This is a genomic window from Streptomyces sp. NBC_01478, assembly GCF_036227225.1.
GTDB lineage: Bacteria > Actinomycetota > Actinomycetes > Streptomycetales > Streptomycetaceae > Streptomyces.
The window spans coordinates 8771721-8797120 of sequence record NZ_CP109444.1 but is presented as its reverse complement, the minus strand read 5'-3'; the positions used below and the strand labels follow the sequence as shown (position 1 = coordinate 8797120).

The window sequence follows — 25400 nt, the reverse complement described above, 5'->3', positions numbered from 1 at the left end:
TCGAGAGGGGGCGATGTGCGTATGCCCCGACGCGGGCCAGTTCACGCGAATGGGCCGCTTTCACCACTGCAAAGAGTGGTGGAAGCGGCCCGTTCGGCGGTGCGGCCGTGCCTCAGTCGCGTGCGGACTCCACCGAGTCGACCTCCGCCGTGGGGCGGTCGAAGCGGCCGTCGAGCTTGGAGACCAGGCCGGTGACCTGGCGGGCGATGTCGGGGGCGGTGAGGCCGATCTCCGTCATCACCTCGGCGCGGGAGGCGTGGTCGAGGAAGCGCGGCGGGATCCCGAAGTCGCGCAACGGAACGTCCACCCCGGCGTCGCGCAACGCCTGTGCGATCGACGAACCGACGCCGCCGACACGGGAGTTGTCCTCGACGGTGACGACCACCCGGTGCTGCTCGGCGAGCGGGGCCATGGCCTCGTCGACGGGCTTGACCCAGCGCGGGTCGACCACGGTGGTGGAGATGCCCTGCTTGTCGAGCAGGTCGGCGATCTCCAGGCACATCGGCGCCAGCGCGCCGACCGAGACCAGCAGCACGTCCGGGGCGTCGGTGCCGGGCGCGCGCAGCACGTCCATGCCGCCGATCCGGCCCACGGCGGGTACGGCGGGTCCGACCGCGCCCTTGGAGAAGCGGACCACGGTCGGCGCGTCCTTGACCTGGACGGCCTCGCGCAGTTGGGCGCGGACCTGGTCGGCGTCGCGCGGGGCGGCGAGGCGGAGGCCCGGGACGACCTGGAGGATCGACATGTCCCACATGCCGTTGTGCGAGGCGCCGTCGGTGCCGGTGACGCCGGCCCGGTCCAGGACGAAGGTCACCCCGCACTTGTGCAGGGCCACGTCCATCAGCACCTGGTCGAAGGCGCGGTTGAGGAAGGTGGCGTAGACGGCGAAGACGGGGTGCAGTCCCCCGGTGGCGAGGCCGGCCGCGGAGACGGCGCCGTGCTGCTCGGCGATGCCGACGTCGTAGATGCGGTTCGGGAAGGCGTCGGCGAACTTCTTCAGGCCGACGGGCTGGAGCATCGCGGCGGTGATCGCGACGATGTCCTCGCGCTCCTGGCCGAGGGCGACCATCTCGTCGCCGAAGACGGAGGTCCAGTCGGCGCCGGAGGCCTTGATCGGCAGGCCGGTGTCGGGGTGGATGGGGCCGATGCCGTGGAAGCGGTCGGCCTCGTCCTGGAGGGCGGGCTGGTAGCCGCGGCCCTTCTCGGTGAGGACGTGGACGATCACCGGGCCGCCGAAGCGCTTGGCGCGGGCGAGCGCGGACTCCATCGCCTCGATGTCGTGCCCGTCGATCGGGCCGACGTACTTGAGGCCGAGGTCCTCGAACATGCCCTGCGGGGCGATGAAGTCCTTGAGGCCCTTCTTCGCGCCGTGCAGCGTCTCGTAGAGGGGCTTGCCGACGACCGGAGTGCGCTCCAGGAGGTCCTTGCCGCGGGCCAGGAAGCGCTCGTAGCCGTCGGTGGTCCGCAGGGTCGCCAGGTGGTTCGCGAGGCCGCCGATGGTCGGTGCGTACGACCGCTCGTTGTCGTTCACGACGATCACGAGGGGGCGGTCCTTGGCGTCGGCGATGTTGTTCAGCGCCTCCCAGGCCATACCGCCGGTCAGCGCGCCGTCACCGATCACCGCGACCACGTGGTCGTCGCGTTTCAGCACCTGGTTGGCCTTGGCGAGGCCGTCGGCCCAGCCGAGGACCGTGGAGGCGTGCGAGTTCTCGATGACGTCGTGCTCGGACTCGGCCTGCGAGGGGTAGCCGGAGAGGCCGCCCTTCATCTTCAGCCTCGAGAAGTCCTGGCGGCCGGTGAGCAGCTTGTGGACGTAGGACTGGTGGCCGGTGTCCCACAGCACCCGGTCCTTCGGCGACTCGAAGACGCGGTGCAGGGCGATGGTCAGCTCGACCACACCGAGGTTCGGGCCGAGGTGGCCGCCGGTCTTGGAGACGGCGTCGACGAGGAAGGTCCGGATCTCCTCGGCCAACTGGTCGAGCTGCTCCAGGCTGAGCCGGTCCAGATCGCGCGGTCCCCTGATGCGGGTCAGCAGCGGCACCCGTGCCTCCTTGCAGTAGAGCTGATCGAGCTGTTGCCGGGCTTGTCGAGTCTAATGTTCCGCCTCTGCGGACGACGCCCGGGCTGTGCGTCATACGTCACGCGATCGGCTGTACCCAAGAACGGTCTTTCCTATGACCTTTCTACGACATGACTGTGCCCGGCACCGCGATCGGTGCCGGGCACTGGTCTGAACGGGTGCGGATCAGCCGCGCCCGGACGCCTTCTGGCTCTTGCGGGACACCGAGTCGATGACGACCGCGCCGAGCAGAACACCGCCGGTGATCATGTACTGGATCGACGTGTTCATGTTCAGCAGGTCGAGGCCGGTCTGGATCGACTGGATGACGAGCATGCCCAGGAGGGCGGACCAGACGGTGCCACGGCCACCGAAGAGGCTCGTACCGCCGATGACCGCGGCCGCGATGGCCAGCATCAGGGTGTTGCCGCCGCCGGCGTTGAGCGTGGCGCTCTGGGTCTGACCGGCGAAGAACATACCGCCGACCGCCGCGAAGCCACCGGAGATGGCGAACACGGTGATGCGGATCAGCGGCACGTTGATACCGGCACGGCGCGCGGCCTCGATGCCGCCGCCGACCGCGAAGACCTTGCGGCCGTACGGGGTACGGCGGAGCACGAAGTCCACGATCACCAGGGAGGCGAGGAAGATCACCAGCGCGTTGGAGACTCCGGAGGCCTGGTTCAGCACGTACGCGGAGACGAACGCGGCCACGGCGAGCAGGCCGACCCGCAGGGCGATCTCGCTGGTGGGCCGGAACGGCACCCCGGCGGCCTTGCGGCGGCGCTGGTCGACGAGCGAGCCGTAGAGCAGGGAGGCGACACCGAGGGCGGCCAGGATGTAGGCGCCCGCGATGGACTGGTCCATGAAGTACGAGCTCTGGCCGAGCAGGTGCACCGGGCCGCTGTCGGTGATGTTGATCGTGCCGCTCGAACCGAGCAGCCACAGCATCAGACCGTTCCAGCCGAGGAAGCCGGCCAGGGTGACGACGAACGCCGGTACGCCGATCCTCGCGAAGAAGAAGCCGTGCAGCGCGCCGATGCCGATGCCGGTGATGATCGTGAGGACCAGCGCCAGCCAGCCGTTCATCCCGTGGTTGACCGCGAAGACGGCGAACAGGGTGGACGCCAGACCGCTGACCGAGCCGACCGACAGGTCGATCTCGCCGAGGAGCAGCACGAAGACCAGGCCGATGGCGAGCATGCCGGTGGCCGACAGGTAGTAGCTGATGTTGGACAGGTTGTCCGCGCTCAGGAACCGGCTGTTCTGGACCTGGAAGATGATCCCGATGACGATCAGGCCGACGACGACCGGCAGCGAGCCGAGTTCACCGCCCTTGACCTTGCGCTTGAACTCGGTGATGTAGCCCGCGAAGCCCTCTTCGCGGACCAGCAGCCGCGGGTCGACGACGGTGGCGGACCCGGCCGCCGCCGTGGGGTCGTCCGCGGGAGCGGTGGTCGGTTCCACCGCGTCCTTCTTCACGGTGCCTGACGTGTCGCTCACTTTGCCGCCTCCGTGCTGCGCACCGCACGACGGGTCACGGCGTTGTCCGTGGCACCGGTGATCGCGGCGATGATCGTTTCCTGACTGGTGTCCTTCACCGGGAAGGAGCCGTTGTTCTTGCCCAGGCGCAGCACGTTGACGGTGTCGGCGACCGCCTTGACGTCGGCCATGTTGTGGCTGATGAGGATGACGCCGAGGTTGCGCTCGCGCAGCCGCTCGACCAGGTCGAGGACCTGCGCGGTCTGCTCGACGCCGAGGGCGGCGGTGGGCTCGTCGAGGATGACGACCTTCGGGTCACCGATCAGCGCGCGGGCGATGGCGACGACCTGCCGCTGACCGCCGGAGAGGCTGGCGATCGGGATGCGCACGCTCGGGATGCGGATCGAGAGCGTGCTCAGCAGCTCACGGGAGTTCTTCTCCATCGTGACCTCGTCGATGATGCCGCGGTGCAGCAGCTCACGCCCGAGGTAGAGATTGCCGACGACGTCGAGGTTGTCGCACAGCGCGAGGTCCTGGTAGACCGTCGCGACGCCGAGTCCCTGGGCGTCGTGCGGCTTGTTGATGCTGACCGGGCTGCCCTCCCACTCGATGACTCCTTCATCGATGGGGTGCACTCCGGCGATGGTCTTCACCAGGGTGGACTTTCCTGCGCCGTTGTCGCCGACCAGTGCGACGACCTCTCCGGCGTGAACCTCCAGCTCCACTTCGGTGAGGGCCTGCACCGCACCGAATCGCTTGGAGACTCCGCGCAACGCCAGCACGGGCGTAGCGGACACGTGAACCATCTCCTTCGCCGCCTGACCGGCGGGGATGCCGCGCTCGTCAAAGCCGCGGAGGGTTGTGCCTGAGCACAGATTTACAAGATGAACATGCGCGCGGCCGGTGCCTGTTGGCAACGGCTGCGTTCGCGCGGGTTCCGATCGGCGCCCGCCCCACAGCGGGGTTGGAAGGTGGGGCGGACGCCGAAGGGGGTCTGTCACCGCAGAGCGGTGGTTACTGCAGACCGGCCGCCTTGCACGCCGCGGCGTAGTCGGCGGTGCAGATCTGCGCGACGGTGTAGAGACCGTCCTTGATGACCGTGTCGTTGATGTTGGCCTTGGTGACCGACACCGGGGTCAGCAGCTGCGAGGGCACCTTGTTGCCGGAGCCGCTGGTCTGGGTCGTGGTGGCGAGCGAGGAGATGCTCTTGCCCTGCGCCAGGTCGACGGCGAGGGTGGCGGCCGCCTCGGCCTCCGGCTTGAAGGCCTTGTAGACGGTGCTGGACTGGGTACCGGCGACGATGCGCTGGATACCGGCGAGCTCCGCGTCCTGACCCGTCAGCGGGATGCTGCCGATCTTCGCGCCCTTGAGGACGGTGGCGATACCGCCGGCCATGCCGTCGTTGGCGGAGTAGACGCCCGCGATGTTCTTGGCACCGAGCTGGGTGATGGCCGCGGACATCTTCTGCCCGGCGACGCTGTCCTTCCACAGACCCGACTGCTCGTAGGCGATGTCGACCTTGCCGTCGAGGGCCTCGTGCGCGCCCTTCTTGAACATCGCGGCGTTCGGGTCGGCGTCGTCACCGTTGATCATGACGATCTTCGACTTGGTGGTCGCCTTGGAGCCCAGCGAGGCGAGGAGCGCCTCGCCCTGGAGCTTGCCGACCTCGACGTTGTCGAAGGACACGTACGCGGAGACCGGGCCCTGGGCCAGACGGTCGTAGGCGACGACCTTGATGCCCTTGTCGACCGCCTGCTGGATCGAGGACTTGATCGCGGCGGAGTCCTGGGCGCTGATCACGATGACCTTGACGCCCTTGGTGATCATCGTGCTGACCTGCTGGGCCTGCGTGGCGGCGCTGGCGTTGGCGTTGGCGTACTGGACGCTGCAGCCGGAGCAGAGCTCCTTGACCTTGGCCTCGAAGTACGGCTTGTCGAACTTCTCGTACCGAGTGGTGACGCTGTCGGGCAGGAGCAGACCGATCGAGGCGTTGGTACCGCCCGAGGAGCTGGAGCTGCTGCTGTCGGACTTCTTGTCGTCGCCGGCCTTGCCACAGGCGGCCACCGAAACGGCCATCGTGGTGGCGATGAGAGCAACGGCGGCACGACGCATACGCGTGTTCACTTTAAACCTCCCTGACGAGGCCGCGTCGTTGCGGCCGAGGTGGCTGGAAGTCAACTCGGCCGCGCGTTCGGCGTCAAGAAGTAAATACTTAACGAGATGGCAACGGCGTCGTGCGTTCTCTAAGTGAAGACAGGTGTCGCTGCGGTCAGCGACCCGTCCAAAAGGGTCGAATCGCCCATCTCGCTGAGTGCGAGAGCGAGCGCTCCGAGCACTTCCGCACGGCCTCCAAGTGCCCCCGGGAGAACGGACAGTTGACGCGCCGCACTGGGGATCGCGTAGCGGCCGACAGACTCCCTGATCGGCCCGAGCACCAGCTCACCGGCCTCGGCGAGATCGCCACCGAGGACCACTCGGCTCGGGTTCAGCAAATTGCAGAGATTGGCGACTCCACTGCCGATGTGTCGGCCGACGTCGGCGATCACCCGACGGCAACCAGGGTCTCCGTCCCGTGCCAGCCGTACGACTCCTTCCATGGTCAGGTCGGTGCCGTGGCTGGACTGGAGCAGCGGCAGCACATAGCGCGCGGCCGTGAAGGTCTCCAGGCAGCCCCGGTTTCCGCAGCGGCAGACAGGGCCGGACTCATCAAGAGTAATATGCCCGATTTCTCCCGCTGTGCCACCCGGGCCACGGTAGATCGTGCCGTTGATGACCAGTCCCGCGCCGACCCCGCTCGCGACCTTGATGTACGCCAGGTCCCTGACGCCCCGTCCACTGCCCCACACCAGCTCACCGAGGGCACCGAGGTTCGCGTCGTTGTCCACGTGCACCGGTACGCCCAAACGGCTGCCCAGCTCCTCCGCGGGTCTGGTGCCGGTCCAGCCCGGGAGGATGGCGGTGGAGCCCAGGGTGCCCGACTCGACGTCGATCGGCCCGGGCACGCCGAGGCCCACCCCGGCGATCTTGGAGCGGTCCACCCCGGTCGCCGCGATCAGCCGGTTGACCAGCTCTTCCGCCCGGTCGAAGCCCTGCGTCGAGGAGGCGTCCACATCGACGGGCTCGGACTCCTCGGCCAGCACCTGATGGGCCAGATTCCCGACCGCGACGCGCAAATGCGTATGCCCGAAGTCCACGCCGATGACGATGCCTGCGTCCCCGCTCAGCGACACGCTGCGGGCCCGGCGGCCGCCCGCCGAGGTGGGGGTGACCTCGACCGTTCCGCCGTCCTTGAGTTCGCGCACGATGTTGGAGACCGTCGCGGCCGACAGGCCCGTCGTCCTCGCGATCTCCGCCTGCGTCAGCGACCCGGCCAACCGCACCGCTCGCACGACCCGTTCGAGATTGGCTCGGTGCAGTGACGACTGCGACCCCGGAGTCTCCACGACGACCTCCTGCGCGCGGGACCGCATCGATGAGGCCCCGTCTATGTCCAACTAGTGAACTCTAAGCTGAGCTGTTCGGGTCGCCTCCCGTCAAGAGGTTGAACCGCATCCGGGTTCTCGGACACATACGTGACCACCGCTCCCGGCCTGCCGGGAGCGGTGGCGGAACGATCACTTCCTGTCACGTTCTCCAGGTGCGCTACTTCAGCGTCGCCGAGGTCAGACCGGACTGCACCTGGCGCTGGAACGACAGGTAGACGACCAGCATCGGGATCATGGCGATCGTGACACCCGCGAAGAGAACGGGCAGGTCGGAGGCGTAGCCCTGCTGCTGCTGGAGCTGGATGAGCCCCTGGGTGAGGACATAGCGCTCGGGGTCCGAGCCGCTCTGCGGCTGCATCAGGACCGTCGGCAGGATGAACTGGTTCCACTGACCGAGGGTGTTGAAGATGCCGACACTGATCAACCCGGCTTTCGCCATCGGCAACATCACTTGGAAGAACGTCCGGGTGTGCGAGGCGCCGTCGAGGATCGCCGCCTCGAAGACCGCCGTGGGCAGCGTCCGGAAGAACGCGTGCATGAAGAACACCGTGAACGGCATCGAGTAGGCGATGTAGACCAGGATCAGCCCCTGGTACGTGTTCAGCATGTCGAGCCGCTTGACCATGAAGAACAGCGGGACCAGCGCCAGGAACACCGGGAACATCGCGCCGGCGACGAAGAAGTAGTACAGCAGCCGGTTGCCCCAGAACTGGTAGCGGGCCAGCACATACGCGGCCATCGACCCGAACAGCATCGTCAGCGGCACCGAGAACACCAGCACGATCAAGGTGTTGAGGAAGTAGTCGCCGATGCCCTTGCTCCAGGCCCGCCGGAACACGTCGAACGTCCAGTTGTGCGGCCAGCCGAAGGCCGAGTTGCCGATCTGCACATCGGTCTTGAACGAGCTGAGCACCAGCCACAGCAGCGGCAGCACGATCAGCAGGGCCCACAGGGCCAGGAAACCGTGCGAGAAGACGTTCAGTACGACGCCCTCGCCGCGCGGTTCACCGGGCCGGGCAGGGGGCTTCCCGGCCGACGGCTGCGGCGGGACGGTGCCGCCCGTGGGGGCGGTCTCCTTCAGGGGTGCGCTCATCGTCGTATGTCTCCCGCTCAGAACTCGATGCGCTCACGGCGGGTGGCGCGCAGCGTGACCACGGACAGGACCAGGGTGAGCAGCAGCATGACGACGCCCATCGCACAGGCGTAGCCGCTCTTCCCGAAGTAGAGGAAGTTGCGCATCATCACGGTCGACATGACGTCGCTGCCGTGGTCGGGACCGCCTCCGTAGGCGCCCATGTTCGAGGTCATGGAGGAGACCAGGACGAACATGTCCATCGCGATGATGCCGAGATACACCCAGGCCGTCTGGACGGTCTCCCAGAGCAGCGGCAGGGTGATCCGGAAGAAGGACTGGGAGCGGTTCGCGCCGTCGATCAGGGCGGCCTCGTAGATGTCCCTGGGAATGGACTGCATGGCGGCGGAGAACAGCACCAGATAGAAACCGACGCCGTGCCACACCACGACCGCCATCAGCGCCCACAACACCACGTTGGGCTCGTTGAGCCATTCCACGGGATTGTTGACGTCCACCAGGTGGAGTTTGATCAGGAAACCGTTGAGCAGACCGCCGCCGTCACTGCGGTACACCGCGTTGAACAGCACCGCGAGAATCGCCAGCGACAGGACCTGCGGGAAGAAGTAGACGATTTTGTAGAACCCGGAACCGGCGACACCCTGCACACCGCCGGCCTTGCTGCGCCCTCCCGCGTTCACCATGAAGGCGAAGAAGAGGGCGAGCAGAATGGTGATCACAGGGATGAACACCAGGAACAGGAGGTTGTGCCAGATGGCCTCCTTGAAGACGTCGTCGTGGAGCAGCGCCCGATAGTTGTCCAGTCCGACGAACTTGAAGGTCTGTGACTCGCCCTTCCAGTCGGTCAGCGAATAGCCGAACGTCTGGATGTACGGCCAGATCACGAAGATCAGATAGAGCGCCACGGGAACGAAGAGAAATCCCGTGACGAACCTGTACTGCCCTTTGCGCATTGGCGTTTCCTGCCCCTGGTGTCCCGAGCGTGATCAGGTGGTGCGATCAGGCGTTGCGATCAGGAGTGCACGTTCTTCTTGGACGCCGGGTCCTTGGCCTGCTTGTCGACGGCGGCCTGGCAGCGCTTCAGCCACTCCTTGGGCTGGATGCGCTTGGCCATCAGCTCGTTGGACGCGTTCTGGATGGAGGTGTCCATCTCGCTGTACCAGTCGGGGTACAGGAAGCGGAAGGTGTTGTCGCCGGCCGCCTTGGACGCGTCGACCGTGGACTGCGTGCCCGGGCGCAGGGTGACGCTGGAGTCGACACCGTCCTTGAGGATGGTGAGCGAGTTGGCCTCCTTGGCGAAGAGCGTCGACCACTCCTTGGAGAGCATGTGGCGCATGAACTCCTTGGCGCCGGGGAGGTTCTTGGCCTTCGCCGGGATGATGAAGGGCTCGCCGGAGCCGGCCCGGATCGCCTCGAAGGGCATCTTGCTGTCGGCCAGCAGCGGCATCGGCAGGAACTTCATGTCGAAGTCCGTGGGCGTCAGCTTGAGCTGCTCGTTCTCCAGCCAGGAACCACAGGTGATGAAGGCGGCCTTGTACTGGTTCCAGCGGGTCTGCGACTCGGTGTGGGTCAGGCCGTTGGTGCCGGGCATCAACAGGCCCTTCTCGACCACCTCGTAGATCGCCTCGACACCGGCCTGCGCGGCGGCCGAGCCGACGAACGCCTTCGGGTCGAGGTTGTCGATCGCCTTGACGGCGTCGATCCCGCCCTTCTTGGCGATGAGGTCCATGATGGCGACGTTGATGTAGTACGGGTACTTGCCCTGGTGGGCGAGACCGCCGATGCCGGCCGCCTTCGCCTTCTGGCACACGGCGATGAACTCGTCCCAGGTCTTCGGCGGGGTCCAGCCCTTCTCCTTGAAGAGCTTGCCGGAGTACCACAACCCCCAGACCGTGTAGATGTAGTTGAGGGCGACGACCTTGCCCTCCTGCACGCCCGGGTCGAGGGTGCCGGGGATCAGCAGATCGCGCACCTTCTTGGTCGGGTCGTCGATCGCGGGCGCGTCCAGGACCGGCGAGAGGTCGAGCAACTGGCCGTTCTTGTACAGGACGTCGATCTTGATCTGCTGGGCGCCGGAGTCGTCGACGATGTCCGGCGGGTTGCCCGCGTTGAAGCGGGGCTGGAGCTTGCCGGTGATCTCCTGCGTTCCGGTGTGGGTGGAACCGACGCCGATCTTCGTCTTGAAGTTGGCTTCCCACGCCTTCGCGTAGTCGTCGCCGTAACCGCCCTTGAAGACGACGACGTCGAGCGTGCTGCCCTTCTTCACACCGAAGGGATTCGTCTTCGACGTGGTGCCCTTGGTGCTGTCGTCACTGCTGCTGTCGTCCCCGCCACCGCTGGCACACGCGGACAGGAAACTCATCGTGGGTACGGAGATCAGACCGAGTGCGGCCGACCTCTTGATCAAATCACGGCGGCCGACGCCATTGGAACCGTTGTTCTCGGCTGAAGTGGATCCCATGCTCAAGTCCTCGCCTTCAACAGGACTCAGGCGGTGAACCGGATCCTCCCCGGCACCGCGGTCAGGTCGAGCTTGGTCGTGCAGAGGTACTTCGTGCGTGCTGCTGTGAGAGCGGTGTCGAACGCGACAGGTATAGTCCACTTCCCGCCGACAGAGCAAGATCGAATGCAGGGTAGGTTGTCGGTCTTTTCCGAAGTGAGACCTCGCGGAAATATGAACGCTCTGTGTGTTCGATGACGGAGAAATCCTCGTTATTGCCCTCGAATGCCTCACTCAACACCCTTGACACACCAGGGCACTTGACTCCCTACTGTTCCTTGCGCATCGAAGCTGACAACGTTGTCCAGCGTGCAGGGAGGATGCCCTCGTATGCATCACAGATGGTGGGGTCCGGCGGTCGTGTCGACCGCCGCACTGGCTTTGCTCGTGGGTTCTCAGGGGGTGGCGGTCGCCCTCCCCGTGAAGGCCCCGGCGGCGGGCGGGGAGTTCGCCTCCTCGTTCGAGACGGGAGATCCGGCACCGGACTGGCTCAACACGGTCGACACCGCGCCGGACGGCACCAAGCGTGCCTCGGGCGTCGACGGCGGTTACAGCACCGGCATCCCCGGCAATGTGACCGACCATGTCACCGACGTCCGGGCGAGCTCCGAGAACACCGGCGGCGGCGAGGTGAAGGAGAACCTCGTCGACGGCGAGTCCGGCACCAAGTGGCTGACCTTCGAGCCCACGGGCTGGGTCGAGTTCGACCTAGACAAACCGGCCAAGATAGTGACGTACGCCCTGACTTCGGCGAACGACTTCGCCGAGCGCGATCCGAAGGACTGGACGCTGTCGGGCTCGACGGACGGCAAGGACTGGAAGACCGTCGACACCCGCACCGGCGAGACCTTCGCCGACCGCTTCCAGACGAAGTCGTACGACCTCGCCGCGCCGGCCGAGTACCAGCACTTCCGGCTCGACATCACGAGGAACAACGGCGCGAGCGGCATCCTGCAGCTCGCCGACGTCCAGTTCTCGACGGGCGGCTCCACCGCCCCGATCCCCGAGGACATGCTCTCGCTGGTCGACCGGGGCCCCAGCGGCTCGCCCACGGCGAAGGCGGCCGCCGGCTTCACCGGGAAGCGGGCGCTGCGCTACGCGGGCCGGCACACGGCCACCGGGCGGGCGTACTCGTACAACAAGGTCTTCGACGTGAACGTGCCGGTCGGCAGGGACACCGCGCTGTCGTACAAGATCTTCCCGCAGATGGCCGACGGCGACCTCGACTACGACGCCACGAACGTCTCCGTCGACCTCGCCTTCACCGACGGCACCTACCTCAGCGACCTCGGCGCGAGCGACGCGCACGGCTTCGCGCTGACTCCGCAGGGGCAGGGCGCGGCCAAGATCCTCTACGTCAACCAGTGGAACAGCGTCCTCTCGCGGATCGGTTCGGTCGCGGCCGGGAAGACCGTCGACCGGATCCTGCTGGCCTACGACTCCCCCGGCGGGCCGGCGAAGTTCCGGGGCTGGCTGGACGACGTGAGCCTCAAGACGGTCGCGCCCGAGAAGCCGAAGGCGCATCTGTCCGACTACGCGCTGACCACCCGGGGCACCAACTCCAGCGGCAGCTTCTCGCGCGGCAACAACTTCCCCGCGACCGCGCTGCCGCACGGCTTCAACTTCTGGACGCCGGTGACGAATTCGTCGTCGCTGAGCTGGCTCTACGACTACGCACGCGCGAACAACGACGACAACCTGCCGACGCTCCAGGCGCTCAGCCTGAGCCATGAGCCGAGCCCCTGGATGGGCGACCGGCAGACCTTCCAGGTGATGCCGTCGGCGGCCTCGGGCACTCCCAACACCTCTCCCACGGCACGGGAGTTGGCGTTCAAGCACGAGAACGAGACCGCGCGCCCGTACTACTACGGCGTCACGTTCGAGAACGGTCTCAAGGCCGAGATGGCCCCGACCGACCACGCGGCCTCGCTGCGCTTCACCTACCCCGGTGACGACGCGAGCGTCATCTTCGACAACGTCACCGAGCAGGCGGGCCTGACCCTCGACAAGGAGAACGGGACCGTCACCGGCTACTCGGACGTCAAGTCCGGGCTGTCCACGGGCGCTACGCGGCTCTTCGTCTACGGCACGTTCGACGCGCCCGTGACGGACGGCTCCTCCAGCGGCGTCAAGGGCTATCTGAAGTTCAAGCCGGGCGCCGACCACACGGTCACCCTGCGCCTGGCCACCTCGCTGATCAGCGTCGACCAGGCGAAGGACAACCTGAGCCAGGAGATCCCGGACGGCACCTCCTTCGACACGGTCAAGGCGCAGGCCCAGAAGGTGTGGGACAAGCTCCTCGGCAAGGTCGAGGTGGAGGGCGCGACACCCGACCAGCTCACCACCCTCTACTCCAGCATGTACCGGCTGTACCTGTACCCCAACTCCGGCTTCGAGAAGGTTGGTTCGACGTACCAGTACGCCTCGCCGTTCTCCCCGATGACGAGCCAGGACACCCCGACGCACACCGGTGCGAAGATCGTGAACGGCAAGGTGTACGTCAACAACGGCTTCTGGGACACCTATCGGACGACCTGGCCGGCGTACTCGTTCCTGACACCCAGTCAGGCGGGTGAGATGGTCGACGGGTTCGTGCAGCAGTACAAGGACGGCGGCTGGACCTCGCGCTGGTCCTCGCCCGGTTACGCGGACCTGATGACCGGTACCTCCTCGGACGTCGCGTTCGCGGACGCGTACGTCAAGGGCGTGAAGTTCGACGCCAAGTCGGCGTACGACGCGGCCGTGAAGAACGCGACCGTCGTGCCGCCCGCGTCCGGTGTGGGCCGCAAGGGCATGACCACCTCGCCCTTCCTCGGCTACACGAGCACCGACACCAACGAGGGCTTCTCCTGGGCGATGGAGGGCTATGTCAACGACTACGGCATCGCCCAGATGGGCCAGGCCCTCTACAAGAAGACCGGCGAGAAGCACTACAAGGAGGAGTCGGAGTACTTCCTCAACCGGGCCCAGGACTATGTGAACCTGTTCGACAAGCAGGCCGGGTTCTTCCAGGGCAAGGACGCCAAGGGCAACTGGCGTGTGGACTCGGCGAGTTACGACCCGAAGATCTGGGGTTACGACTACACGGAGACCGACGGCTGGGGCTACGCCTTCACCGCCCCGCAGGACAGCCGGGGCCTGGCCAACCTCTACGGCGGCCGGAAGGCCCTCGGCGACAAGCTCGACGAGTACTTCGCCACCCCGGAGAAGGCCACGTCGGCCACCGTCGGCTCCTACGGCGGTGTCATCCACGAGATGACGGAGGCCCGCGACGTCCGCATGGGCCAGTACGGCCACTCCAACCAGGTCGCCCACCACGTCACGTACATGTACGACGCGGCAGGCGAGCCCTGGAAGACGCAGAAGGACGTGCGTGAGGTGCTGTCGCGCCTCTACACCGGCAGCGAGATCGGGCAGGGCTACCACGGCGACGAGGACAACGGCGAGCAGTCGGCCTGGTACCTCTTCTCCGCGCTCGGCTTCTACCCGCTGGTGATGGGCAGCGGCGAATACGCCATCGGCTCCCCGCTGTTCACCAAGGCGACCGTGCACCTGGAGAACGGCAAGGACCTGGTCGTCAAGGCGCCGAAGAACAGCACGAAGAACGTCTACGTGCAGGGGCTGAAGGTCAACGGCCAGAACTGGACGAAGACTTCACTCCCGCACTCGCTGCTGGAGAAGGGCGGAGTGCTGGACTTCTCCATGGGCTCCAAGCCCTCGTCGTGGGGCAGCGGCAAGAACGCGGCGCCGGTGTCGATCACCACGAACGACAAGGTGCCCACCCCGCGCGGCGACCAACTCGTGGGCCTGGGCGCCCTGTTCGACAACACGTCGGCCACGGCCGCGACGGTGACCTCGGTGGACCTGCCGGTCGCCAGGGCCGTCAAGGGCGTCCAGTACACGCTCACGTCGTCGGCGGACCACACCTTGGCACCGACCGGCTGGACCCTCCAGGGCTCGGCCGACGGCACCAAGTGGAAGACGCTCGACAAGCGCTCCGGCGAATCCTTCACCTGGGACAAGCAGACGCGCGTCTTCTCGGTCAAGTCACCGGGCTCGTACGGGCATTACCGCCTGGTGCTGACCGGCTCGTCGACCCTCGCGGAGGTGGAACTGCTCGGCTGAGGGCCGCTCACGGCACGGGGAGGCGGGGCAGCAGCCGCCGCAACGCCTCCGCGTGCTGATGGACCCGTTTGAGCACGCCTCTTCTGGTCGACGCGAAGACGGGGACGTCCTGGGCCGGACCGCACGCGGCGGCCGTGTACAGGTCGTCGAGCCACGCCCCGCTCCCCCTGGTGCCGTCCGGCGCCAGGGGGATCAGTCGTGTCAGGACCTCCGATTCGGCGCCGCCCAGGAACCAGACGCGCACCATCAGGTCGGCGCGCAGATAACGCAGACCGCCGTCTATGTCCTCGGGCGGCGCGAACCCCTCGTCCCCCACCAGGAACGCGAAGGCCGTGCGCGCCTCGGCCCGGAACTCGTCGGGCAGTTGCGGCCGTTTCACCATCTGCGGATGCTCGCACGCGCCGATGTGCCCCCGCCACCGAAACGGGCGAGGGCACATATTGTGGACGTCAGTTCACCGCAAGGGTGAACACATGGAGATCCGGGTCGTCCGGAAGTGTCACGCTCTTGATGGTCTTGCCCGTGGGCGCCGCGAACGGCTTGGTGGCGAACACATAGGTGACGACCGGGTCTTTGTCCGCACCCGCGACATTGCGGTACGCGGTCCTGGCGACGATCTCATTGCCGTACTGCACGGTGCCGCCACCCCCGCCGACGGTCCAGTCGGTGAAGGACAGGTCGACGACGTCGGTGCTGCCGTCGGTGTAGGTGACGGTCGCCTTCGTCTGCTGGTTGCCGTTGACCGCGCTGCCGACGAAGGACAAGTGGGCGGCGGGCTGCGGGAGTTGGACGGTCTGACCGGCCGCCGAGACGTTGTCCGGGCGCCCGTTGGGCGAGCCGGGCCAGGTGAAGCCGAGCCCGTCCACCGTGCCCGTGCCGCCAGGGGTCAGCCCGGCCGCCGCGAGCGCCTGGAGGGAGTAGCTCCAGCCGCCCCCGTCGTAGTCCGCCTCGTCGTGCTCGCCGGTGTCGTCGGAGACTCCGGTGTTGTTGTAGGCGGCGAGGAGGGTGCCGGGCGCGGCGACCGTGAGGGACACCGGCTGCTCGTACGACGTGTCGCCCGAGGTGACGGTGACCTTCACGTCGTAGAAGCCCTGCGTGACGTCGTCGGCGGCCTTGAGGGTGATGTCCTGGGAGCCGTCGACGACCGTTCCCTGGGCGGGAGTCGCCGTCACTCCGGCGGGCGTCTCGACGCTGTAGCGGACCTCGGGTCCGGTGCCGCCGCTCAGGGACAGGGCCTTGATGGTGACCTTGGTGCTGTCGCCGGGGGCGAGGGTCGCGGCGGTCGGGCCGACGCCGATCTGGTACGGCTGTTCGCCGGTGCGGAAGGACGGCGGGGCGTCGGCCGGGGCGCTGCCCCAGGTGCGGTTGGGGGTGGTGGAGAGGGTGTAGTCGAGGGTGCCGCCGTTCCTGACGATCGAGGAGGAGAGCCAAGGGCGGTCACTGGTACGGCCGTTGACCTTCAGGGACTGGATGTACGGGGCGTCGGTCGCGGCGCCCTTCGCGCGGATGGAGATGTCGTTGCCCTGCGGGCGCTTGATCTCGATGCGCTCGAACAGCGGGGAGGCGAGGGTGAGTTCGGCGCGGGAGGGGACCTGGGGGTACATGCCGAGCGCGGAGAAGACGTACCAGGACGACATCTCGCCGAGGTCGTCGTTGCCGGGGATGCCGGCGGGGTCGGTCGTCCAGAGCTGCTTCATGGCCGCCCTGACCGTCTCCTGGGTCTTGTAGGGCGCGCCCGCGTAGTCGTAGAGGTAGGGGACGTTGACGGACGGCTCGTTGTCCAGCTCCGACTTGTCGCCGCCGCTGCCCGTGAAGGACCAACTCCCGTCCGCCTCATGGAAGAAGGAGTCCAGCCGGGCCAGCGCCTTGTCCGTGCCGCCCATCGCCGCGAAGAGGCCCGCCGGGTTGTGCTGGACCATCCAGGTGTACTGGGCGGCCGTGCCCTCCACGAAGCCGTTGCCGGTGCCCGGGGTGAAGCCGGTGACCCAACTGCCGTCCGCCTTGCGGTTGGCGATGTAGCCGCCGGTGGGGTCGGCGGCGATGTTGAAGTTGTTCTGCCACCACTGGGCGCGCTTGGCGAAGTCGGCCGCCGTGCTCTTCTTGCCTGCCGCCGTGGCGAGTTGGGAGAGCGCGAAGTCCGCAGTGGACATCTCCAGCGTCTCGGCGGCGCCGCCCCAGGCGTTGGAGACGGACGGCATGTAGTGCAGGTTCAAGTACTTGTCCAGGGAGGGGCGTTGACCCACCGAGAGCACCGGCTTGCCCGAGGAGGACAGGTCCTGCGCGGTCGGCACGGTCGCCGCCTGGACGAGGGAGGCGAGGGCCCCCTTGAGGTCGAAGTCCGTGCCGCCGAAGGCGCGGATGCCGGCCAGGGCGGTGGGTGAGGGGTCGCCGTTCATGACATGGGTGCCGTTCGCGCCGTGCAGCCAGCGGTCCCAGACTCCCCCGTTCTGCTGGGCGAGTTCGTAGAGGGACTGCGCGATGTCCGAGCCGGTGCGCGGGCTGAGGAGGGTGAGCAGTTGGACCTGGGAGCGGTAGATGTCCCAGCCGGAGAAGGTGCCGTACTGCGCCTGGTGGCCCCGGCTCACCTTGTGCACCTTGCCGTCGCTGCCCGTGTATCTGCGGTCGGCGTCGCTGATGACGTTCGGGTGCAGGAGGGAGTGGTAGAGCGCGGTGTAGAAGGTGGTGCGCTCGGTGTCTGTGCCGCCGCCCACCTTGATCGCGCCGAGCTGGTCGCGCCAGGCACGGTGGGCCGCGTCCTCGACGGCGTCGAAGGAGCGCTTCGGCGGGTTCTCCGCCTTGAGGTTGGCCTGGGCGCCGGCCTGACTGACGTACGAGATACCGACCTTGACGCCGACCGGGCCGCTGCCGGGCTCGAACTCGACGTAGCCGCCCGCGCCCTTGCCCGCGACGGGCCGTCCGCCGGTGGTGAAGCCGCCCGTGCCGCCGGTCGCACTCGTCGAACCCGGGGTCAGCTTGTCGTCCTGCCAGGTGCCGGTGGTCTTGAAGGCGCGGTCGAAGGTGGCGGTGAAGTACAGGGTGTAGTAGGCGCGTTGGCCCTCGGGGTCGAGGTAGCCGCAGAAGTTGCCGGAAGTGACCGAGCCGGAGACCGTGCGGGTCGCCGGGTCGATGGTGACCGACGAATCGGTGGACCCGACCTCGGAGTTGGCGGTGCGGATCAGGAGGGAGGCGGGCTTGTCGGCCGGGTAGGTGAAGCGGCCGGAGCCGGTGCGGGCCGTCGCCGTGAGGTCGGCGGTGACGCCCGAGGCGAGGCCGACCTTGTAGTGGCCGGGCTCGGCGGTCTCGTCGGTGTGGCTGAAGTCGGAGGCGTAGACGGCGTCCTTGGTGTCGCTCGCCGGGGACGAGGTGACCTCACCGGCGTACGGGTAGAACGGGATGTCGCCGCTGCCGCCCGCGCAGCCCGTGCCGGACATGTGGGTGAGGCTGAAGCCGCGGATGCGGGTGGCGTCGTACTGGTAGCCGCCCGGTGCGGCGGTGCTCGTTGCGCTGCCTCTGGTGTTCTCCGGGCTCCAGGAGAGCATGCCGAAGGGCACGACGGCGCCCGGGAAGACGTTGCCGCCGTTCTTGGTGCCGATCAGCGGATCGACGTAGACGCTCGGGTCCTTGACGAGTTGCGGTGGGGCGGCGGTCGCCGCCAGGGCGGGGGTGGCACCGCCGACCGCGAGCGCGGCGGCGAGCAGCAGGGACATGGGACGGAAACGCATGACGCGGCCCCTCCTCCTTCGGACGGGTCGCGCACCACAGGTCGCACAAGCCGCAGGGACAGTAACGTGCGCCACCCGTACCACGGAAGAGCGCGTGCGTCGGCGAGGGCACGCGGGGCACCCACTCGGACGGCGCCCTCAGGCCAACTCGCTTGACATCGTTGTCCGTTGGAGCGGTAGAGTCATATGCAGACCATTCGACAACGTTGTCGCACCACAGCGTCGCCCCAAGCCACGCATCACCCGGGCAGGTTCACCCCCATGACCTGCCCGGCTCGCGGACCCGGTGGCCCCCGACCGCCGGGTCCGCCCCGAGCTCAGGCTCAACCGACCTGGCAGGGAAGGGCAGTTGCCGGGTCACCTCCGTCGCCGTTCACGACGTAGCCGAAGGTGGCACTCTGGCCCGGACTCAGTGAGCCGTTCCAGTCGGCGTTGTGAACCATCACGTCCTGGCCGGTGTAGGTCGCGTTGCCGTTCCAGAGACTGGCGACCGACTGGCCGCCGGGAAGCGTCCAGTTGACCATCCAGCCGAGCATCGGGACGTCGCCGGAGTTGGTGACGGTCACCTCGGACTGGTAGCCGCCGGGCCAACTGCCCGTCGTACGACGGGTCGCCGAACAGACCCCGGGTACCGGGTCGGTGGGGTTGCCCGGGTCGTGAATACCCGTCACCTCACCGTTGCCGCCGTCGAATACGACATCGGAGCACGAGTAGAAGGTCTCGGTGCTGTCCGAGCGCTGCCACACCATGTAGATGATGTGCCGCCCCGACTTGTTCGCCGGAAGCTGCCCGGTCCAGGAGTAGTTGGCCTCGACCGTGCCCGGACTGCCGTTGAGCGGCGGGTGGTCGACCGTGAGGAACGGAGTGTCCTCCATGGCGTCCCAGGTGAGGGTCGTCGTCGGGTCGAAGCCGTCCTTGGTGACGTAGACGTAGAACCAACCCGGATGCGCCGCCCAGGCGTTGTACGAGAAGTCGACCGTCGCGCCCGAGGTGAGATGGGTGAGCGGCCAGTCGTCGCGCGGGAGGTTGAAGCCGGTGAAGTTGGTGTTGCCGCCGCTGCACAACTGGCCGTCCGGCACGAAGCCGCGGGTGCGGCCGGCTCCGTCGGAACGCAGCACGGAGAACCAGTTGTAGAACGGCGTTGTGCCGCTGACCTGTTGGGCCGCCTTGCAGGCCGGGTTGATGGGTTTGATCTCACCGGTGGCGGTCAGCGCGTCCTGCCAGCAGAGGAAGGTGCGGCTCGCGGGTTTCATGGGCGTGCCGTGGGCTTCCGCCCGGCCGCCGGTGGCGAGGATCAGGGCCAGGGCGGGGACGGTGGTGAGCAGGGCCAGGAGGACGAGGAAGAGGGCTCGGTGGGGGGTGGGGCGCGGTAATCGCGACGTGAGGCTCGGAGGTGGTTCTGTCATAGACATGACAGTTCTACGTCCCTTCGCTCGGCGGTCGTGAGGAACGTGCGGATGGGGATGCGTGGGGTGGGGGCAATCCGGTGACGCCCGACGGGTTCCGGACCGCCGGGCGGGTGGGAGCGCTCCCACCCCACTTGTCCGTGAAGTTAGCGCGGACTGGGGAGGGTGTAAACGGCGGGGGCGCCAGGAGTCCGGCGTCGGCAGGCATGGACATGCCGTGTGCGAGGCTGCCCGCATGAATCTCGAGAGCGAGCACTGGCCGCGCTGGATCGCGCCACTGCTGGCCTTCCTCGCGGCCGACACCCCGGATCAGCAGGCCTGGGCCCGCGAGCACGACGTACGAAGTGTCGCCGTCGCCGAGGAGATCGAGTTCAGCCTTCATCTGGCAGAAGGGATGGCGGAGCGGGGAACCCTCGAACCAGAGACCCTGCGGGACCTCAGGGCTGTCGGCCGGCTCCTGGACGAGATGGACCTCGATTTCCGCCCCGGGCGGTGGGCCGACGCACTGGGCGCGGATGCCACCTGGGACGAGGTGCGGACTCTGGCCCGCCGGATCCTCGTCGCTCGGCAGGGCGATTGGCGGCAACCGCTGCCGCGCCGCGTGGCGCCTCAACACGTCTACGAACCACCCCCGTTCACCTGAACACCGGTGAGCGATGCCGGGCCCGCCGGACCCCGGGACCGGGATCTCCTCCCCTGCCGCCACAGTGGCCCCACAGACTTGACCCAGTTTTGGCCAAGCGCGCCATGTGGTGGCTGGCGTTCGGTCCTGTTCACTTGTCGCGTTGACGGGGTTGGTTCTTGACGTTTTCTGAGTCAGGTGAGCGTTGCGATGGAGGAACGGCTCATGAGAAGACAGATCCGCAGCGTGCTGGCCGCGTTGACCGGGGCGCTGCTGCTCACCATGGGAGTCACCGCGACCGGCGGTCAGTCCGCGAGAGCCGATGACAACGGTGTCGGGCTCAAACCCGTGCTGGGGTGGAGCAGTTGGAGTTTCGTGCGGCGCGATCCGACCGCGCGGACCATCGAGGCGCAGGCGAAGGCGCTCAAGACCAGCGGCCTGGCGAAAAACGGCTTCGTCTACGCCAACGTCGACGACTTCTGGTACCAGTGCCCGGGCAGCCAGGGCCCGGACGTCGACCAGTACGGCCGCTGGGTCACCGACCCCGTCAAGTTCCCGCCGCGCGGCGGTGAGAACGGCGTCCAGGTCGTGGCCGACCATGTGCACTCCCTGGGGCTGAAGTTCGGCCTGTACGTCACTCCCGGCATCTCCCAGCAGGCGGTCGCCAAGAACACCGAGATCAAGGGAACGCCGTACCACGCACGGGACATCGCCACCTCGACGACGGAGAGCAACTACAACTGCGGCGGCATGGTGGGCATCGACTACGCCAAGCCCGGTGCGCAGACGTTCGTCGACTCGTGGGCCGGGCAGTTCGCCGGGTGGGGCATCGACTATCTCAAGATCGACGGCGTCGGCACGTCCGACCAACAGGACGTCCAGGCCTGGTCGGACGCCCTGCGGCACACCGGCCGGCCGATCCATCTGGAGCTGTCCAACAACCTCGACATCAACAACGCCGGCACCTGGAAGAAGCTCTCCAACGGCTGGCGCACCGGCGGCGACATCGAGTGCTACTGCGGTCCGGACAACAGCAGTTACCCGCTGACGACCTGGGCCTCCGTCGCGTCCCGCTTCGACCAGGTCGCCGCCTGGGCACCGTACGGCGGGCCCGGCGGCTACAACGACTACGACTCCCTGGAGATCGGGAACGGCGCCGACAACGGGCTCACCCCCGACGAGCGCAGGACCCAGATGAGCCTCTGGTCGCTGGCCGCCTCCCCGCTCGTCCTCGGAACCGACCTCACGCACCTCGACCCCGCCGACCTCGCCCTGCTGAAGAACACCGACGTCCTCGCGGTCGACCAGGACGGCATCGACGCCCGGCGGATCTCCTCGGACGCCGACTCCCAGGTGTTCGCCAAGACCGAACCCGACGGGGATGTCGTGGTCGGTCTGTTCAACACCGGGTCGGCTCCTCGCGAAGTCGCCACGACCGCGGGCGCGTTGGGGCTGCCCTCGGCGCGCGACTACGCCCTTCGGGATCTGTGGAGTCGTCAACTGACCGAGTCCGCGGGGCGGATCGCCGCCAATGTGCCCGCGCACGGGGTGGTCCTGTACCGGGTCCACGGCACCCGTCACCCGGTGGGCGGCGCGGCTCCGGACGTCTCGCTGGCGCTCGACTGGGCCCCCGCGCCCAGCGACAGCACCACGCGTACGGTGACCGCGGTCCTGTCCGACAACGGGTCGCGGCCGGTCACCGATGCCGCGCTGACCCTCACCGGGCCGTCGGGCACGAAGATCACCACGCGTGATGTGACCCGGGCCCGGACGATTCGCGGCGGGCACGCGCTGAAGGTCGCCTACTCCGTCTCCATCCCGCCCTCGGCGAAGCTCTTCGCCTCCAGCGACTTCCAGGGGACGGCGAGCTACCGCTTCGGGTCGGCCGGGAAGACCCGGCTCACCGCCGGTGACACGATCACCGTCAACCACCAAGTCACCGCCCCGTACCGGACGTTCGCCTCGACCACGGCGAGCTTCAGCCAGTCCGGGACCCGACTCGGCATCCGGGCGCAGGGCGCGGATCTGTACAACGGCACGAACGAGTACGGCACGGTCTATCTGCCCGGGGCCGAGCACGACGGTTCGGTGACGACCGTGAAGCTCGACTCGCAGTCGGACACGGACGTCTGGGCGAAGGCCGGGATCATGGTCCGCAACGACATCACCCAACCCGACACGTCCCCGGGCTACTTGGCCCTGGTCGCGACCCCGGGCAACGGTTATCTGCTCGACTGGGACAGCGACGGCGACGGGAAGCTCGACGCGCAGGACTCCGCCGGTACCGCCGTCTATCCGTCGTGGCTGAAACTCGTCCGCGACGGCACCTCGTACAGCGGCTACTACTCGACCGACAACAGCACGTGGAACCTCGTCGGCACCATCGACGTCCCGACCGCCGCCGCCACCCAGGACGTCGGCCTCACCCAGACCTCGCACGCCTCGGGCACCACGGGCGAGGCGGACTTCGACGGGTTCACGACCTCGCCCTAGCGGGCCGGGCTCTCGGTCGGGGTGTCCGTGCGGCGCGCGGTGCTCTTCTAGACGCGCGCCGTGCGGACGCCCATCGCCGGTTCGGCGGGCGGGAGTTCGGCCGCCGGAAGTTCGATGGTGAACTCGGTGCGGCCCGGGACGCTGGTGACGTCGATACGGCCGCCGTGCGCTCCCGTGATCGCCGTCGCGATGGCCAGGCCGAGGCCGGAGCCGCCCTCCTTGCCGCCGGCGCGGGTGCGGGAGGCGTCGGCGCGGGTGAAGCGTTCGAAGACCGTGGGGAGCAGGGCGGGGGGAATGCCGGGGCCGTCGTCGCGGACCCGGACGACGACGGTGTGGACGGCCGTGGCCTCGACGCTCGCCGTGACCGTGGTGCCCACAGGCGTGTGCATACGCGCGTTGGCCAGCAGGTTGGCCAGCACCTGGTGCAGGCGGGCCTCGTCGCCGACGACCAACGCCGGGGCGTCCAGGGACAGTTGGAGCTGCCACTCGTGGCCGGTGCCCGCCGCGCGCGCGTCCCACACCGCTTCGGCGAGCAGCGCGGCGAGGTCCACCTCGGCGGACTGCAGGGGCCGGCCCTCGTCGAGCCGGGCGAGCAGCAGCAGGTCCTCCACCAGTCCCGTCATGCGCGCCGACTCGGCGGTGACCCGGCGCCAGGCGAGCCCCGGTTCGATGCGGTCGGTGCCGCGGTTCATCAGCTCGGCGTAGCCCGCGATGGAGGCCAGCGGGGTGCGCAGTTCATGGCTGGCGTCGGCCAGGAAGCGGCGCATGCGTTCCTCGCTGCGGCGCATCTGCTCCTCGCTGCGCTGGCGTTCGGCGAGCGAGGACTCGACGTGGTCGATCATGCGGTTGAGCGCGGCGCCGACCTGGCCGGCCTCGCTGCCGGGGTCGGTGTCCCGCTCGGGCACCCGGGTGAGGGCGGTGACCTCGCCGTGGCCGAGCTGCGAGCGGGAGACCTCGACCGCGGTGGCGGCGACCCGGCCCAGGGGCCGTAGCTGCCGTCGTATGACGACCGCGCACAGACAGCCCGCCACGGTCAGGCCCGCGAGGGCGACGGCGGCCTCGACCACCACCAGACCGCTGATCATGTCCTGTACGTCGTCCATCGGAAGGCCGGCGAGGACCCGGACCCCGTTGTCGTCGAGCACGGTGATCCGGTAGGTGCCGAGGCCGGGCACGGTGCGGGTGTGTTTCGCGCCGTCGGCCGTGATGCCTTTGAGGGCCGCGCGCTGGGCGGCGGTGAGGTTCTGCGGCGGGGCGTCCTGGCTGACGACGGCCGCGGCGATGACGGCACCCTTGTCGTTCAGCCGCGCGGCGAGTGTCCCGGCCGCGTGGCCGTTCTCCGCGAGGAACCCGAGGTCGTCGTCGAAGCCCGGACGCAGTTCGGCCCCGCCCAGGCTGCGCTGGGCGGCGTCGCCGACCCGGTCGTCCAAGTTGCCCAGCAGATAGGCGCGTTGGGCGAAGACGGTGGTGAGGGCCATCGTGGCGCACACGGCGACCAGGGTGGCGCTGATGAAGAGCAGGAGCCGGGTGCGCAGTGAACGGCCTCGCAGGCGGCCCCGGTTGCGGGTCAGAAGGTTCATCTGCCGTCCTCCACGGGCCTGATGGCGTATCCCATCCCGCGCACGGTGTGGATCATCGGCGCCCGGCCCCGGTCTATCTTCCGGCGGAGGCTGGAGATGTAGACCTCGACGAGGTTGCCGCCGCCGTCGAAGGAGCTGCTCCAGACCCGGTCGAGGATCTGCGCCTTGCTCAGCACCTGGCGGGGATGGTCGAGGAACAGCGTGAGCAGGTCGAACTCCTTGGCGGTGAGCTGGATCGGCTCACCGGCGCGGCGCACCTCACGGGTCTCGCCGGACAGTGCCAGATCGCCGAGGACCCGTACGGAGTCGTCGGCCGGGGTCCGTTCGCTGCCCGCCCGGCGCAGCAGTCCGCGCAGCCGCAGGACGACCTCCTCCAGGGAGAAGGGCTTGGTGACGTAGTCGTCGGCGCCCGCCTCCAGGCCGTCGAGGCGGTGCTCGATCGCGTCGCGGGCGGTGAGCATGAGGACGGGCAGCCGGGGGTTCTCGTACCGGAGTCTGCGCAGCACCTGGACGCCGTCCAGGTCGGGCAGCATGCCGTCGAGGACGACGGCGTGCGGGGCGCAGCCGCGGGCGATCCGCAGCGCGCTGTAGCCGTCCGGTGCGGGGTAGGGCCGCCAGCCGGCCTCGGTGACCGCGACGGAGAGCAGCTCGGTGAGCGCGGGCTCGTCGTCGACGATGAGCACGCGCACGCGGCTGCTGCGGGACCCCGAAGTGCCAGTCATGTCCCGATTCTGTCCCGGCCCGCTGAGGGAATCCTGTGTTCCACCTGAGCCCGAGCCGTGCGAACGGGCGGGGGTCCGGGGCACGGACACCGGCGGGCGGTCGGCGACGGC

Annotated in this window: 16 protein-coding genes; 3 read left to right on the top strand and 13 right to left on the bottom strand. The window is 68.2% G+C overall.

Annotated features, from left to right (window positions below; translation table 11 throughout):
* Positions 1-112: 112 nt before the first annotated feature.
* From dxs to ngcE, 8 genes are all read right to left on the bottom strand, one after another.
* Positions 113-2041, bottom strand: coding sequence for a 1-deoxy-D-xylulose-5-phosphate synthase (dxs, locus tag OG223_RS39520; RefSeq protein WP_329259493.1), 1929 nt, complete (start codon positions 2039-2041; stop codon positions 113-115).
* A 204-nt stretch (positions 2042-2245) separates the two neighbouring features.
* Positions 2246-3562, bottom strand: coding sequence for a sugar ABC transporter permease (locus OG223_RS39515; RefSeq protein ID WP_329259490.1), 1317 nt, complete (start codon positions 3560-3562; stop codon positions 2246-2248).
* Positions 3559-4347, bottom strand: coding sequence for an ATP-binding cassette domain-containing protein (locus OG223_RS39510; protein ID WP_329259487.1), 789 nt, complete (start codon positions 4345-4347; stop codon positions 3559-3561). Before OG223_RS39510 ends, OG223_RS39515 begins: the two co-directional genes overlap by 4 nt.
* A gap of 208 nt (positions 4348-4555) precedes the next feature.
* Entirely contained in the window at positions 4556-5653 is a 1098-nt protein-coding gene (locus tag OG223_RS39505; RefSeq protein ID WP_329265720.1) for a sugar ABC transporter substrate-binding protein, read from the bottom strand.
* Between the two features lie 131 nt (positions 5654-5784).
* A complete protein-coding gene (locus OG223_RS39500; RefSeq protein ID WP_329259484.1) occupies positions 5785-6984 on the bottom strand; it encodes an ROK family transcriptional regulator in 1200 nt (399 codons plus the stop codon).
* 199 nt (positions 6985-7183) lie between these two features.
* Positions 7184-8119: a carbohydrate ABC transporter permease gene (locus OG223_RS39495; RefSeq protein ID WP_329259482.1), complete on the bottom strand. Its 936-nt coding sequence runs from the start codon at positions 8117-8119 to the stop codon at positions 7184-7186.
* 17 nt (positions 8120-8136) lie between these two features.
* Positions 8137-9072: a carbohydrate ABC transporter permease gene (locus OG223_RS39490; RefSeq protein WP_266862966.1), complete on the bottom strand. Its 936-nt coding sequence runs from the start codon at positions 9070-9072 to the stop codon at positions 8137-8139.
* Positions 9073-9131: 59 nt separating this feature from the next.
* Positions 9132-10580: an N-acetylglucosamine/diacetylchitobiose ABC transporter substrate-binding protein gene (gene ngcE, locus OG223_RS39485; protein WP_329259476.1), complete on the bottom strand. Its 1449-nt coding sequence runs from the start codon at positions 10578-10580 to the stop codon at positions 9132-9134.
* 369 nt (positions 10581-10949) lie between these two features.
* On the opposite strand from ngcE, the gene OG223_RS39480 reads away from it, so the two are divergent.
* Positions 10950-14744, top strand: a complete 3795-nt coding sequence (locus tag OG223_RS39480) for a GH92 family glycosyl hydrolase (protein WP_329259473.1) — start codon at positions 10950-10952, stop codon at positions 14742-14744.
* 7 nt (positions 14745-14751) lie between these two features.
* Here the strand turns inward: OG223_RS39480 and OG223_RS39475 are convergent, their stop codons facing one another.
* The 3 genes from OG223_RS39475 to OG223_RS39465 all read right to left on the bottom strand — a co-directional run bounded on the left by OG223_RS39475 (position 14752) and on the right by OG223_RS39465 (position 19878).
* Positions 14752-15126, bottom strand: coding sequence for a hypothetical protein (locus OG223_RS39475; RefSeq protein ID WP_329259470.1), 375 nt, complete (start codon positions 15124-15126; stop codon positions 14752-14754).
* A gap of 67 nt (positions 15127-15193) precedes the next feature.
* Entirely contained in the window at positions 15194-18466 is a 3273-nt protein-coding gene (locus OG223_RS39470) for a GH92 family glycosyl hydrolase (RefSeq protein ID WP_329259467.1), read from the bottom strand.
* A gap of 323 nt (positions 18467-18789) precedes the next feature.
* Positions 18790-19878 (bottom strand): lytic polysaccharide monooxygenase auxiliary activity family 9 protein, encoded by a 1089-nt coding sequence (locus tag OG223_RS39465; protein WP_443073790.1) that lies wholly within the window; start codon positions 19876-19878, stop codon positions 18790-18792.
* A gap of 229 nt (positions 19879-20107) precedes the next feature.
* Here OG223_RS39465 and OG223_RS39460 point away from each other — a divergent pair, with 229 nt between their 5' ends.
* Both OG223_RS39460 and OG223_RS39455 read left to right on the top strand, forming a co-directional pair.
* Entirely contained in the window at positions 20108-20515 is a 408-nt protein-coding gene (locus OG223_RS39460; protein WP_329259462.1) for a hypothetical protein, read from the top strand.
* A gap of 204 nt (positions 20516-20719) precedes the next feature.
* A complete protein-coding gene (locus OG223_RS39455; protein WP_329259460.1) occupies positions 20720-22987 on the top strand; it encodes an NEW3 domain-containing protein in 2268 nt (755 codons plus the stop codon).
* 47 nt (positions 22988-23034) lie between these two features.
* Here OG223_RS39455 and OG223_RS39450 read toward each other — a convergent pair whose 3' ends face one another.
* Together OG223_RS39450 and OG223_RS39445 are read right to left on the bottom strand one after the other, a co-directional pair.
* The gene (locus tag OG223_RS39450) at positions 23035-24567 is read right to left on the bottom strand and encodes a sensor histidine kinase (protein WP_329259457.1); all 1533 of its coding nucleotides are present in this window, start codon (positions 24565-24567) and stop codon (positions 23035-23037) included.
* Positions 24564-25289: a response regulator transcription factor gene (locus tag OG223_RS39445; RefSeq protein WP_329259455.1), complete on the bottom strand. Its 726-nt coding sequence runs from the start codon at positions 25287-25289 to the stop codon at positions 24564-24566. The genes OG223_RS39450 and OG223_RS39445 overlap by 4 nt, the downstream gene beginning before the upstream one ends.
* Positions 25290-25400 lie beyond the last annotated feature (111 nt).

Coding starts and splice junctions, on each gene's coding strand:
- OG223_RS39460 (WP_329259462.1), top strand. CDS start 20,108: ATGAATCTCGAGAGCGAGCACTGGCCGCGCTGGATCGCGCCACTGCTG.
- OG223_RS39495 (WP_329259482.1), bottom strand. CDS start 8,119: ATGAGCGCACCCCTGAAGGAGACCGCCCCCACGGGCGGCACCGTCCCG.
- OG223_RS39510 (WP_329259487.1), bottom strand. CDS start 4,347: ATGGTTCACGTGTCCGCTACGCCCGTGCTGGCGTTGCGCGGAGTCTCC.
- OG223_RS39505 (WP_329265720.1), bottom strand. CDS start 5,653: ATGCGTCGTGCCGCCGTTGCTCTCATCGCCACCACGATGGCCGTTTCG.
- OG223_RS39475 (WP_329259470.1), bottom strand. CDS start 15,126: ATGGTGAAACGGCCGCAACTGCCCGACGAGTTCCGGGCCGAGGCGCGC.
- OG223_RS39470 (WP_329259467.1), bottom strand. CDS start 18,466: ATGCGTTTCCGTCCCATGTCCCTGCTGCTCGCCGCCGCGCTCGCGGTC.
- ngcE (WP_329259476.1), bottom strand. CDS start 10,580: ATGGGATCCACTTCAGCCGAGAACAACGGTTCCAATGGCGTCGGCCGC.
- OG223_RS39445 (WP_329259455.1), bottom strand. CDS start 25,289: ATGACTGGCACTTCGGGGTCCCGCAGCAGCCGCGTGCGCGTGCTCATC.
- OG223_RS39450 (WP_329259457.1), bottom strand. CDS start 24,567: ATGAACCTTCTGACCCGCAACCGGGGCCGCCTGCGAGGCCGTTCACTG.
- OG223_RS39490 (WP_266862966.1), bottom strand. CDS start 9,072: ATGCGCAAAGGGCAGTACAGGTTCGTCACGGGATTTCTCTTCGTTCCC.
- OG223_RS39480 (WP_329259473.1), top strand. CDS start 10,950: ATGCATCACAGATGGTGGGGTCCGGCGGTCGTGTCGACCGCCGCACTG.
- OG223_RS39465 (WP_443073790.1), bottom strand. CDS start 19,878: ATGTCTATGACAGAACCACCTCCGAGCCTCACGTCGCGATTACCGCGC.
- OG223_RS39455 (WP_329259460.1), top strand. CDS start 20,720: ATGAGAAGACAGATCCGCAGCGTGCTGGCCGCGTTGACCGGGGCGCTG.